The sequence below is a fragment of the Bacillus basilensis genome (genome assembly GCF_050630465.1).
In the GTDB taxonomy this organism is placed as follows: Bacteria; Bacillota; Bacilli; order Bacillales; family Bacillaceae_G; genus Bacillus_A; species Bacillus_A basilensis.
Genome location: NZ_JBNTQO010000001.1, coordinates 138,536 through 152,045 on the forward strand (window position 1 = coordinate 138,536; position 13,510 = coordinate 152,045).

General features: G+C 34.3%; 12 protein-coding genes. 9 read left to right on the top strand and 3 right to left on the bottom strand.

Annotation, left to right across the window (positions count from 1 at the left end):
- The first annotated feature begins 118 nt into the window (after nt 1-118).
- From ACQVV1_RS00760 to ACQVV1_RS00770, 3 genes are read left to right on the top strand one after another with little or no spacing between them, the layout of a single operon-like run.
- On the top strand, nt 119-358 hold the full coding sequence (locus tag ACQVV1_RS00760) for a DUF2584 family protein (protein WP_242251891.1): 240 nt from the start codon (nt 119-121) through the stop codon (nt 356-358).
- Nucleotides 359-373: 15 nt separating this feature from the next.
- Entirely contained in the window at nt 374-1,531 is a 1,158-nt protein-coding gene (locus tag ACQVV1_RS00765; protein ID WP_242251893.1) for an exonuclease SbcCD subunit D, read from the top strand.
- The gene (locus ACQVV1_RS00770; RefSeq protein WP_431168434.1) at nt 1,528-4,617 is read left to right on the top strand and encodes an SbcC/MukB-like Walker B domain-containing protein; all 3,090 of its coding nucleotides are present in this window, start codon (nt 1,528-1,530) and stop codon (nt 4,615-4,617) included. Before ACQVV1_RS00765 ends, ACQVV1_RS00770 begins: the two co-directional genes overlap by 4 nt.
- Nucleotides 4,618-4,933: 316 nt before the next feature.
- Here the strand turns inward: ACQVV1_RS00770 and ACQVV1_RS00775 are convergent, their stop codons facing one another.
- Both ACQVV1_RS00775 and ACQVV1_RS00780 read right to left on the bottom strand, forming a co-directional pair.
- Entirely contained in the window at nt 4,934-5,191 is a 258-nt protein-coding gene (locus ACQVV1_RS00775) for a hypothetical protein (protein WP_431168435.1), read from the bottom strand.
- 398 nt (nt 5,192-5,589) lie between these two features.
- Complete coding sequence (locus ACQVV1_RS00780) at nt 5,590-5,769, bottom strand: hypothetical protein (protein ID WP_242253107.1); 180 nt, start codon at nt 5,767-5,769, stop codon at nt 5,590-5,592.
- 330 nt (nt 5,770-6,099) lie between these two features.
- Between ACQVV1_RS00780 and ACQVV1_RS00785 the strand changes: the two genes are divergently transcribed.
- Complete coding sequence (locus ACQVV1_RS00785) at nt 6,100-6,399, top strand: ArsR/SmtB family transcription factor (protein WP_063223377.1); 300 nt, start codon at nt 6,100-6,102, stop codon at nt 6,397-6,399.
- A gap of 58 nt (nt 6,400-6,457) precedes the next feature.
- On the opposite strand, the gene ACQVV1_RS00790 is transcribed toward ACQVV1_RS00785, so the two are convergent.
- Nucleotides 6,458-6,643: a YkvS family protein gene (locus tag ACQVV1_RS00790; RefSeq protein WP_000646788.1), complete on the bottom strand. Its 186-nt coding sequence runs from the start codon at nt 6,641-6,643 to the stop codon at nt 6,458-6,460.
- A 475-nt stretch (nt 6,644-7,118) separates the two neighbouring features.
- On the opposite strand from ACQVV1_RS00790, the gene ACQVV1_RS00795 reads away from it, so the two are divergent.
- The 5 genes from ACQVV1_RS00795 (at nt 7,119) to ACQVV1_RS00815 (ending at nt 13,504) form a co-directional block, all read left to right on the top strand.
- On the top strand, nt 7,119-8,321 hold the full coding sequence (locus ACQVV1_RS00795; RefSeq protein WP_431168436.1) for an L-lactate MFS transporter: 1,203 nt from the start codon (nt 7,119-7,121) through the stop codon (nt 8,319-8,321).
- A 624-nt stretch (nt 8,322-8,945) separates the two neighbouring features.
- Nucleotides 8,946-9,731 (top strand): 2,3-dihydro-2,3-dihydroxybenzoate dehydrogenase, encoded by a 786-nt coding sequence (gene dhbA, locus ACQVV1_RS00800; protein ID WP_431168437.1) that lies wholly within the window; start codon nt 8,946-8,948, stop codon nt 9,729-9,731.
- 26 nt (nt 9,732-9,757) lie between these two features.
- On the top strand, nt 9,758-10,957 hold the full coding sequence (gene dhbC, locus ACQVV1_RS00805) for an isochorismate synthase DhbC (protein ID WP_309260136.1): 1,200 nt from the start codon (nt 9,758-9,760) through the stop codon (nt 10,955-10,957).
- Between the two features lie 12 nt (nt 10,958-10,969).
- Nucleotides 10,970-12,586 (top strand): (2,3-dihydroxybenzoyl)adenylate synthase, encoded by a 1,617-nt coding sequence (locus tag ACQVV1_RS00810; protein WP_309260137.1) that lies wholly within the window; start codon nt 10,970-10,972, stop codon nt 12,584-12,586.
- A gap of 24 nt (nt 12,587-12,610) precedes the next feature.
- Nucleotides 12,611-13,504, top strand: coding sequence for an isochorismatase family protein (locus tag ACQVV1_RS00815; protein WP_431168438.1), 894 nt, complete (start codon nt 12,611-12,613; stop codon nt 13,502-13,504).
- Nucleotides 13,505-13,510 lie beyond the last annotated feature (6 nt).

Below are 13,510 nucleotides of genomic sequence, written 5' to 3' on the forward strand. Positions count from 1 at the left end.
AAAAAACATTTAGAAATAGAAAAGTATGTACTTTGCCGTGTATTTACTTGTCAATCTTGCATAGCCAATATACTATTAATATTGTAGAGAGAGATTAGAAAAAGGGGTTGTATCTATCATGAAATTTGAGATGCACACAAAAATTATTTCAAATGAAAAAGAAGTAAGATTACATATAGAAGAAAACATATTTCAATTAAAATTGGATGGTTATCACTTATTTACAGTTCAAGAAATATTACCTTTATATAAATCAAATGAAGAAAGAATTGGCAGTGCAATGATACAAAAGTTAGAGTGGGAAAACGGGAAAACTACAATTAACTATCAACTTATATCACTAAAATCAGTAAATTAAAAGGAGCAGGAAACCATGAAGTTATTTCATACAGCGGATTGGCATTTAGGAAAGCTTGTTCATGGCGTGTATATGACTGAAGATCAAAAGATTGTATTAGATCAGTTTGTACAAGCTGTTGAAGAAGAAAAACCAGATGCCGTAATTATTGCAGGGGATTTATACGACCGAGCAATTCCACCTACGGAAGCAGTAGACTTATTAAATGATGTGCTGCAAAAAATAGTGATTGATTTACAAACACCAGTTATTGCGGTTGCAGGAAACCATGATAGTCCAGATCGTATTCATTTTGGAAGTAGTTTAATGAAGAAACAAGGATTATTTATTGTGGGACAATTTCAATTTCCGTATGAGCCAATTATATTAAATGATGAATATGGCGAGGTTCACTTCCATCTCGTTCCATATGCGGATCCAAGTATAGTTAGACATGTATTGAAAAACGAAGACATACGTTCTCATGATGATGCGATGCGTATTTTTATGAATGAGCTTTCTGAAACGATGGATAAAGAAGCTAGACATGTATTTGTTGGTCATGCATTTGTAACTTCTGCAGGAGAAGCGGAGGAGAATACAAGTGATGCAGAACGACCACTTTCAATTGGGGGTGCTGAATACGTAAATAGTCATTATTTTGATAAGTTTCATTACACAGCGCTTGGACATTTACATCAAGCGCATTTCGTACGTAATGAGACAATTCGATATTCAGGTTCGCCACTTGCGTATTCTATTTCTGAAGAAAAACATAAAAAAGGTTATTATATTGTGGAACTGGACGAAACAGGGGAAGTAACAATTGAAAAAAGGTTACTTACACCACGTCGTAAAATGCGAACAGTAGAAGCTAAAATAGATGAATTATTACAAAATCCAGTAAGTGAAGATTACGTGTTTGTAAAATTATTAGATGAAAATCCTGTCTTGCAGCCAATGGAAAAAATACGCTCTGTATATCCAAATGCAATGCATGTTGAAAGGTCCATTCAAAGACGAGAGTTCATAGAGTCAAATGAAGTAACTGTTTCAAGACATAAAACGGATGATTTATCTCTTTTAAAAGCTTTTTATAAAGAAATGAAAGGCTTAGATTTATCAGAAGAGAAAGAGCGTCTATTTGTAGAAGTATTACAAACAGTGCAAGAACGGGAAGGTGAACGAGGATGAGACCGATTCAGCTAATTATGACGGCATTTGGGCCATATAAACAGAAAGAAGTAATCGATTTTGATGACCTCGGAGAGCATCGTATTTTCGCCATTTCTGGGAATACTGGAGCTGGAAAGACAACGATTTTTGATGCGATTTGTTATGTGTTATATGGTGAGGCAAGCGGAGAAGAACGTAGTGATACGAGCATGCTTCGCAGTCAATTTGCTGATGATAATACGTATACAAGTGTAGAACTAACCTTTCAGCTAAAAGGGAAACGCTATGAAATAAAACGACAACTTGGGCATAAAAAACAAGGGAACAAGACGATCACGGGACATGCAGTAGAATTATATGAAGTGATTGATGAAGAGAAGGTTCCAGCTGTTGATCGTTTCCATGTAACGGATGTAAATAAAAAAGTAGAAGATTTAATTGGTTTAAGTAAACATCAATTTAGCCAAATTGTTATGTTACCGCAAGGGGAATTCCGAAAACTATTAACATCTGAGACAGAAAATAAAGAAGAAATTTTGCGTCGTATTTTTAAAACGGATCGTTATAAGCTAATGCGTGAGTTACTTGATCAAAAACGAAAACAATGGAAAGACGTCTTACAAGAAAAGCAGAAAGAGCGAGAGTTATACTTCCGTAATGTTTTTAAATTACCAATCCGCGATGGAGCATTATTAGAGACATTAGTAGAACAAGAACATGTAAATACACATCAAGTAGTAGAAGCATTAGAGCAAGAAACAAATGCGTATAAGGCAGAGGTTGAGCAATTACAAGTAGAACAAGATGTTCAATCAAAGCAATTAAAGGATGCTGAAACACGTTTTCATACAGCGAAATCTGTAAATGAGAAATTTATAGATTTGCAACAAAAGAATGAGAAATATAATACTTTACAAGAAAACCGTTCAGTTATTGAAATGAAAGAAACATCTTTTAAACGTGCGGAACAAGCGAAGCGCTTATTACCATTTGAACAATGGTACGAAGAAGCAATGCAAAATGAGCAGAAGGCTGAAAGTTTGTTAAAACAGATAATCGCTAAAAAAGAAAATATAACGAATAGCTTTGAACTTGCTCAGGAGAAATATGAAGCAGTAAAGAATAAAGAACCTGAGAGAGAAGATGCAAAAAAACTTGTTCAAAGATTAGAAGAGTTACAACCGATTATTGCATCGTTAGCTGAGAAACAGTTGCATTTACAAAATGCAGAAATTCAACTAGGGAAATTAAAAGAAAGTATGCAAAACTTAGATCGACAATTAGAGGAGCATACAAATCAAAAACAGCTAATGTATAGTGAATTAGAGCAACTAGAAAAAGCGCTTGAGCAATATGTAGCTAAAGTAGAAGAACTAACGAATATGCGAGAAGATGCAAAAGTTTTAAAGCAAGCATATGATGTTTGGCAAGAAAAACAAAAATTTGAGCAAGAAAAAGAAACTGCATTTACTAAGATGCAAGAGGCAGTTAACGCATATGAAAATATGGAACGCCGCTGGTTAAGTGAACAAGCTGGAATATTAGCTCTTCATTTACATGATGGCGAATCTTGTCCAGTATGTGGTAGCACGAACCATCCGAAAAAAGCTACAGAGCAAAGTGATGCAATCGATGAAAAAGAGTTAAATGATTTAAGAGATAAGAAGAATCTTGCTGAAAAATTACATGTTCAATTAGAGGAGAAATGGAATTTCTATCATCTTCAATATGAACAAGTAATAGAAGAGGTTAAGAAGCGAGGCCATCGCGCGAAAGAATTAGCTGAAACATACAGTGCACTTGTTCAAAAAGGAAAACAATTAGCAACTGAAGTAAATACGTTAAAAGCAAGCGAAGAAATGCGTAAGCAAACAGCTGTGAATATAAAAAGCGTAGAAGAAAAAGTAGATGCACTCCAGAAACAAAAGCGTGAAGTAGAAACAGAGCAGCATCGTATAGAAATGGATTGTATGCAGCTTCGTACGTCATATGAACATGATAAGAAAAATATTCCAGATAACTTACAAACAGTACCAGCTTGGAAAGTTCAGTTTGACCAAGCAACGCAACAACTTAGGTTAATGGAAGATGAATGGAAGAAAGTGCAGGAAGCGTATCAACATTGGCAAAATGAACATATACGTATACAAGCAGAACAAGAAGGTGCTTCTAATCAATTTGAAAGTGCAAAATTGAAAAAAGAAGAGACTTTCGCGCGCTTTATGAAAGAGCTTGAACAAAGCGGATTTGCAGATCAAATCACGTATAAAGAAGCAAAATTAAGTGATGCCGAGATGGAGATATTACAAAAAGAAATTCAAGGTTATTATTCATCTCTTGAAGTGCTTGCAAAACAAATTGAAGAGTTACATGCGGAATTAAAAGATAAAGAGTATATGGATATTACAGCGTTAGGTGAACACATAACAGAATTACAAATTAATCTCGATATTATTAAAGAAAAACGTCAACGTGTGCAAAATGCGGTAACATATATTTCTGATTTACATGAAAATATTAAACGTATTGATGAGCAAATTCATGAGGAAGAAAAAGAGTTCCAAGAACTTGTTGATTTATATGAAGTAATGAAAGGTGATAACGAAAGCCGTATATCATTTGAGCGTTACATCTTAATAGAGTATTTAGAACAAATTGTTCAAATTGCAAACGAACGATTACGTAAATTATCAAACGGACAATTTTATTTAAAACGAAGTGAACGAGTAGAAAAGAGAAATCGTCAAAGTGGATTAGGGCTAGATGTATACGATGCATATACTGGTCAAACACGCGATGTAAAAACATTATCTGGCGGAGAGAAATTTAATGCATCCCTTTGCTTAGCACTTGGAATGGCAGACGTCATTCAAGCGTATGAAGGTGGTATTTCCATCGAAACGATGTTTATCGATGAAGGATTTGGTTCATTGGATGAGGAGTCATTAACAAAAGCAGTTGACGCTTTAATTGACTTACAAAAATCAGGCCGATTTATCGGTGTCATTTCACACGTTCAAGAGCTGAAAAACGCAATGCCAGCTGTATTAGAAGTAACGAAGCAGAAGGATGGGTGTAGTCAGACGCGGTTTGTGGTGAAGTAACACCTTTAATCTGTCTAATTTATCCAGCGTTTTTAACGATATTTTAGGCCTGAGTCACACTGGCGGTCACATTTTTCGAATACTTCGCCGAGTTTTTCAATTACAGAATGTTGCATATCGGGTGCTACGAGAATCGAACGTGGAAGGAAGAGTTAGGTTGAAGTCGGTGTATTTATCACTAGCGTTTTCTTTTTCGTATTCTATAAACTTACGATGAGACTTTAGTTCTTCAACCAAAATTGGCGGAAAGTAAATTGTACGTATACTAGTAATAAAATAAAAACAAGCTCTCCATACTGAGAGCTTGTTTTTATTTTTACGATTGTGAAAATAAGAATTCAGGGAATTCAACTGAATCAGGTGAATTCCTTACATGTTTTTGGATAGCACCAACTACTTTAAGAAAATAATAATTTGCCCCTTCACCTTTAGCTGGTTCTAATTCTACAGATTTTTTTTCTAGTTTATTAAATTGAATTTTCCCTGCTTTTTCTTCATCTTCACAAGGGAAAAAACGATAAACGACTTCCTCTTTATTTTCATACTCTTTAAATAAGTCTACACAAACTCCCATATTATCAATCTCCTTATTGGTTAAAATTATAAGATAAAAAGAAAAAATGTAAATACAGAAATTTTAGATTAGTACAATGATATTTATGTAAAATAAAATCTACCTTATTGTAAATAAAGCCTATGTATACGCGAAATTTTTACAATTCTTCCGATAGTACTTATGTGAACGATCGTAATAATAGTTTGACATATTAAGCGCGTACCTCCTTTTTAGTACATGCTATGCGGAGAATGAAAGCTGTGTTTGGGCAGTAAAGTGTGATGTGTAGATAGGGGAAAAGAATCATGCTCAAAGTATTGTTTATGATTTTCTAGTATAGAACTTATTATAATAAAATAAATGCCACCTCTTTATAGAGGAGGCATTTATTTGTTATTTAGAATTAGATAACTCACTTAGGAGTTATCTGTAGAACGCGGTGTATTCTCCAAACGATTATAAGCTTTAAAAGCCGAATTTGCTGATATAACACCAACACCACCCACTAAAAATAAAGCTGACCCACTGACCAATATGATATGACTAACATACGTTTCACGTGATTCTTCAACTTCTTCTTGTAACATTGTTGGCATTTGAATTCCCTCTAAACAACATTTGTTTTGTAGATAGTATATACAAACGCCTAAAATATGTTAAAATCACTGGATAGTGTTAGGAGGAAGTATATAGTTAGAGGTGAATTGTTTGAAAAATCTTCATTACAAATTTATGCTAACTTCACATAGAGCACATATTAACATTGTATTATGTATATGTACCAAATAAATAAAGTGAATTGAATGTATTTCTGTTTTTAAAAATTTAAAATTCTATTATTTTTATATAAAGGTTTCACATCGGAGTTTTAAATATTTTGGAAATAGATCTAAATAAAAGGAATTCATATAAAAGGGGAATGTCTTATGACAACATATACGAGTGAAATGAGAAAAGGTTCAGTTTCAGAAGAAGATGTAGATATTTTAAAAATTATGGCACACCCAATCCGTTTACAAATTGTAAATGAATTAAGTACGAGAAAAACTTGTAATGTAACGCAATTAACAGAATTACTGAATATTCCACAATCGACTGTTTCGCAACATTTATCAAAAATGAAAGGTAAAGTGTTACGAGCTGAGAGAAGAGGTTTAGAAATTTATTATCACATTAACAATTTAAAAGCGAGTAAGATTGTAAGTGTTTTAGGATATATAAACTAATGAAGTGTTTTCATATAAAATAGCCGCTGCTGGTGAGCAGGGGCTATTTTTTGTTGTATTATGTATTCGTATTTAAAATTTTATAGTTTTTATGATTTACAATTGTTCGATCAAATTCAAAAGTACCACCGCTTACATCTGTAATTTCAACTAAGACCGATTCAGTATATAGTTTTAGTACAGATCCTGTAATCTTTAAATTATTTCGTTGAAAAAGTATAGTATCCCCTACGTTTGCTTTCATAGTACCTCCTCATTAAAGACAGAAATATTTTTTATTATATATATTAAACCACGTATAGGTATATTAGTGAATATTTAGTTTTATTTATCAAAAAAATATTTGTGGTTTTTTTAAATAAAGTACATCGTAGTGTGAAAAAAATTTCTGTTTGTATCGGAAACTTAAAGTTTTACAATCTAGCAATGGTATAAAATGAGACATAATTTTTATAAAAGAAGATGATAAAAAAGTTGTAAGCCCCATTGAAGCTAACCATGATAAAAGCTACTTACGTATTTAATCAGTAGTTTTTTGTATTTCGTCCTTCGTTTTCTGTAACTGATTCCATGTTTTTGACGCTCTATCTTGTAAGTGCTTACATAAGCGGGAACATCTTATACAATGAAGGTGTTAAATCAAAAGAGGTGACCAAAATGAACATAAAAAAACAAGACTTAGCGAAAAGCATTGAAATAGAAAGAGGAGGCGGAAAGGTATGAAAAAATCAACTGTTAATCCATGGCTTGTTGTCCTTGGCACAGTCATAGTACAAATGGGGCTTGGAACGATATATACATGGAGTTTATTCAATCAGCCTTTAGTTAGTAAATACGGTTGGAGTCTTAACGCAGTTGCTATAACTTTCTCAATTACTAGTCTTTCCTTAGCATTTTCAACTTTATTTGCGAGTAAATTGCAAGAAAAATGGGGACTTCGTAAACTTATTATGGTAGCTGGACTAGCATTAGGACTAGGATTAATACTTAGTTCACAAGCTTCCTCATTAATATTGCTTTATGTACTAGCAGGAGTTGTTGTAGGGTATGCAGATGGTACAGCATATATCACTTCACTATCCAATTTAATAAAGTGGTTTCCAATGCGAAAAGGTTTAATTGCTGGTATTTCTGTCTCTGCATATGGTTCAGGTAGCTTAATCTTTAAATACGTTAACGCACAGTTGATTGAATCAGTTGGTGTATCACAAGCGTTTATATACTGGGGTTTGATTGTTACAGCTATGATTGTAATTGGCGCTTGCTTAATCCATCAAGCTTCAGATCAAGGAGCAGTTCATGAAACGAAAACTCAGGAATATACAACGAAAGAAATGTTAGGCACAAAACAAGTATACTTATTATTTATTATGTTATTTACATCATGTATGAGTGGCTTATACTTAATTGGTATGGTAAAAGACATCGGTGTTCAACTTGTAGGACTTAGCGCAGCAACAGCAGCTAATGCAGTGGCTATGGTTGCAATATTCAACACATTAGGTCGTATTATTCTAGGACCATTATCGGATAAAATTGGCCGTTTAAAAATCGTTACTGGTACTTTTGTTGTTATGGCGAGTTCAGTCTTAGTTCTAAGTTTTGTAGATTTAAATTATGGTATTTACTTCGTATGTGTAGCAAGTGTAGCGTTTTGTTTTGGTGGAAATATCACTATTTTCCCAGCTATTGTTGGTGATTTCTTCGGTATGAAAAACCATAGTAAGAACTACGGAATTGTGTATCAAGGATTTGGATTTGGGGCGCTTGCAGGTTCCTTTATCGGTGCACTTCTAGGTGGATTCAAACCAACCTTCATGGTGATCGGTGTATTATGTGTCGTGTCATTCATTATCGCAATTTTAATTCAAGCACCTAAACAGAAAAAAGAACAAGAAGAAGAGTATCGCAGCGTAGCATAAGTATATAAATCTTCTATAACACTATAATTACGAAAAAGCATCCTGTTAAATAGGGTGCTTTTTTGAGTTATTTTAACAAGGTTAAATTACTTTTTGGTTTTTTTTGCATATGAAAGCGAGTGAAATATCCATTTGGATTATACTGGAATATAATAAATCGATACATCGTATTTGAAATATGTATTAAATCTTAAATAATAAAGAAAACATTCATTGATGTTTGCAAGATATATTTTCAGAAAAATATTGAGAAAATAAATACTTGAGTTTTTCAGAAAGCATTATAAATAAACGTATCTATAGTTTATATTCTTCAATTTTAAAATGAGGAGTTTGAATTTTATTTATAATGTAAGTACTTATTAATACTTTTAGATGTAATTGTATTGAAAATCACTAAAATATTTTATCTGAAAAATAAAAATAGGTTGACAAGTTTATTGAGAAAGATTATCATTTCGATGTAAGAACGTTAAATGAAAAGCATTATCAATGAATAATATTTTAATGAAAAGTACACTTGACCAATTAGTTTAGTAAGTGTATTATTTTTTACATCGATAATGATAATCGTTATCATTATTTGTTTAATTAGATTAATTTTCAAATGAAAGGATAGAGGAAATGAACTTAGGGGAATTTGATGGGAAAACTGTTTTAGTAACAGGTGCAGCTCAAGGTATAGGTAGTGTTGTTGCCAAAATGTTTTTAGAAAGAGGAGCTACAGTTATTGCGGTTGATCAAAATGAAGAGGGGTTAAACGTACTTTTTAATAAAAATGAATTAAATGAAACACGTATGAAAACACTTCGTTTAGATGTGAGTGATAGTACCGCTGTTGAAGGTATAGTAAAGCGTATTGAAAATGATATAGCACCAATAGATATATTAGTAAATGTTGCTGGGATTTTACGTATGGGAGCGATTCACTCTTTAAGTGATGAAGATTGGAATAAAACATTCTCTGTAAATTCTACGGGAGTTTTCTATATGTCCCGAGCAGTAAGTAAATATATGATGCAAAGAAAGTCAGGGGCAATTGTTACAGTTGGTTCAAATGCAGCAAATACCCCGAGAATGGAGATGGCAGCGTATGCTGCATCAAAAGCTGCCACGACGATGTTTATGAAGTGTTTAGGTTTAGAACTTGCAGCTTACAATATTCGCTGTAATTTAGTATCACCAGGTTCTACTGAAACTGAGATGCAAAGATTACTATGGGCTGATGAGAATGGAGCTAAAAATATAATTACTGGTTCTCAAAATACATATAGACTCGGAATTCCATTACAAAAAATCGCACAACCTTCAGAAGTTGCTGAAGCAGTGTTATTCTTAGCTTCAGATAGAGCAAGTCATATTACAATGCATAATTTATGTGTCGATGGCGGTGCTACGTTAGGAGTTTAATAAAAAATTCAGGAGGTAATTATACTATGAATGAACATACAGCTGTAAAGGAATTGTCAGAAAAACTTTTAGAAGATTATAAGACTGAATCTTCATTCTTTTTTGCTTCACCAACTCGAACGATATTAGCAGAAGAAGAGTTTACTACAGTAAAGCATCCTGAAATTGAAAGTTTCCCAGAGCTTGTGCAAGCGACATTAAGTAATGCGAAACAAGCTGGAAATCCAAATCCTATCGTTGTGGGTGCTTTGCCATTTGATCGTAGAAAAGAAGTCCAACTTATCGTACCAGAATATAGCAGAATTTCTGAGCGTTTACAATTGGATACAACAAATCAGCTTGAAATAAATGAGAATTTAACATTTGAAATGACGCCAGTACCAGACCCTGAAGTGTATATGAATGGTGTGAAGAAAGGAATTGAAAAAATACAGGACGGTGATTTAAAGAAAATCGTTCTATCTAGATCGTTAGATGTTAAATCTTCCGAAAAGATTGATAAGCAAAAACTTCTTCGAGAATTAGCAGAGCATAATAAGCATGGTTATACATTTGCTGTGAATTTACCGAAAGATAAAAAAGAGAACAGTAAGACGTTAATTGGAGCAAGCCCTGAATTACTTGTTTCACGTAATGGTATGCAAGTTATTTCTAACCCGTTAGCTGGTTCAAGGCCACGTAGTGAGGACCCAGTAGAAGATAAAAGAAGAGCAGAGGAATTACTTTCTTCTCCAAAAGATTTACATGAACATGCGGTAGTAGTTGAAGCGGTTGCCGCTGCACTTCGTCCGTATTGTCATACATTACATGTTCCAGAAAAGCCATCAGTTATTCATAGTGAAGCGATGTGGCATTTGTCTACAGAAGTGAAAGGTGAACTTAAGGATCCAGATACTTCTTCTTTACAATTAGCAATTGCCCTTCATCCTACGCCAGCAGTTTGCGGAACTCCGATGGAAAAGGCAAGAGAGGCTATACAGCATATTGAGCCATTTGACCGCGAGTTCTTTACAGGAATGCTAGGGTGGAGCGATTTAAATGGAGATGGTGAATGGATTGTTACAATTCGCTGTGCTGAAGTGCAAGAAAATACACTTCGATTATTTGCAGGAGCGGGAGTTGTTGCTGAGTCAAAGCCAGAAGATGAGTTAGCAGAAACCTCTGCTAAATTTCAAACGATGTTGAAAGCTTTAGGGTTAAATGATAGTTCACTTAATGAAAAATAGGGGGAAGAAAAAATGTTAGAAGGTTATACGGAATGGCCAAAAGAATTTGCAAATCGTTACCGAGAAGAAGGTTGTTGGCTTGGAGAAACATTTGGTTCGATGTTAAAAGAGCGTGCTGAAACATATGGAGATCAAATTGCAGTTGTAAGTGGTAATACGCATATAACGTATAGTGAGCTTAATAAAAAGGTAGATCGCTTAGCTACAGGCTTACTGAATTTAGGAATAAAGAAAGAGGACCGAGTTGTAATCCAGTTACCTAACATTATCGAGTTTTTTGAAATATGTTTTGCGCTATTTCGAATTGGAGCGCTTCCTGTCTTTGCACTGCCTTCACATCGAAGCAGTGAAATTAGTTATTTTTGTGAGTTTGGCGAGGCGAGCGCTTACGTTATTTCAGATAAGGCTCTCGGTTTTGATTATCGAAAACTAGCAAGAGAAGTGAAAGAGAAAGTGCCAAATTTACAACATGTAATTGTAGTGGGAGAAGAAGAAGAGTTTGTGAACATAAATGATCTGTATATGGATCCCGTCTCATTACCAGAAGTTCAGCCAAGTGATGTTGCATTTCTCCAATTATCAGGAGGGACAACCGGTCTTTCTAAATTAATTCCTAGAACACATGATGACTATATTTATAGTTTACGTGTTAGCGCTGAAATTTGTAATTTGAATGCAGAAAGCGTCTATATGACAGTTCTTCCAGTAGCACACAATTACCCAATGAGTTCTCCAGGGACATTTGGAACTTTCTATGCAGGTGGAAAAGTGGTATTGGCAACTGGTGGTAGTCCAGATGAGGCATTTGCTCTTATCGAAAAAGAAAAAGTTACAATTACAGCGCTCGTTCCGCCATTAGCAATGATATGGCTTGATGCTGCATCTTCTCGTAATAACGATTTATCGAGCCTAGAAGTAATTCAAGTAGGTGGTGCTAAATTTAGCGCTGAAGTTGCAAAACGTATACAACCTACATTTGGATGCAAGTTGCAACAAGTTTTCGGTATGGCAGAAGGGTTAGTAAATTACACAAGATTAAATGATCCGGAAGAAATCATTATTCATACACAAGGTAGACCGATGTCTATATTCGATGAAGTAAGGGTCGTTGATGAAAATGATAACGACGTTAAATTAGGTGAAATAGGTAGTTTATTAACACGAGGGCCATATACAATTCGTGGCTATTATAAAGCAGCAGAGCATAATGCAAGATCATTTACAAAGGATGGATTTTATCGTACAGGTGATCTTGTAAAAGTAAATGAACAAGGTTACATCATTGTAGAAGGAAGAGATAAAGATCAAATTAACCGTGGTGGTGAGAAAGTAGCTGCGGAAGAGATTGAAAATCATCTATTAGCACATGATGCAGTACATGATGTAGCGATTGTATCTATGCCTGACGATTATTTAGGAGAACGTATTTGTGCATTTATTATAGCTCGTGGACAAGCTCCGACTGTAAGTGAATTAAAAATGTTTTTAAAAGAACGCGGTATAGCAGCTTATAAGATTCCAGATCGAATTGAATTTATTGAATCATTCCCGCAAACAGGAGTCGGGAAAGTCAGCAAAAAAGAACTACGTAAAGTCATTGCTGAAAAACTTACTACAGTAAAACAATAATAAAAACCGGAAGGAAGTGATTAGATGGCTATTCCATCTATTTCAGTATATAAAATGCCAATTGAATCAGAACTACCAAAAAATAAAGTGAATTGGACACCAGACCCGAAACGTGCAGTACTTTTAATTCATGACATGCAAGAATATTTTCTTGATGCATATAGCGATAAAGAGTCACCGAAAGTAGAGCTCATTTCAAATATCAAGGTGATAAGAGAAAAATGTAAGGAACTTGGCATACCAGTTGTTTATACAGCACAACCTGGTGGACAAACGTTAGAACAACGAGGGTTATTACAAGACTTCTGGGGTGACGGTATTCCTGCTGGACCAGATAAAAAGAAAATTGTCGATGAACTTACTCCTGACGAGGATGATATATTCTTAACAAAATGGAGATATAGTGCATTTAAAAAGACAAATCTATTAGAAATTTTAAATGCACAAGGAAGAGATCAACTCATTATTTGCGGTATTTATGCGCATATTGGCTGCCTTTTAACAGCTTGTGAAGCATTTATGGATGGAATTCAGCCGTTCTTTGTAGCAGATGCAGTTGCTGATTTTTCACTAGAGCATCATAAACAAGCATTGGAGTATGCATCTAATAGATGTGCAGTAACGACATCAACAAACCTACTATTAAACGATTTACAAAGTGTAAAAGGTGATGAGAGTGAAGGAATCACTATACAGGAAGTGCATGAACTAGTTGCACAACTACTTCGTGAGCCAGTAGAGAGTATTGATATTGATGAGGACTTACTAAATAGAGGGCTTGATTCGGTCAGAATTATGAGTTTAGTAGAGAAGTGGCGTCGTGAAGGGAAAGAAATCACTTTTGCAGATTTAGCAGAACGCCCAACTGTTTCCGATTGGTACAGTTTACTATCTTCACAAACAGCACAGGTGCTGTAACAAATA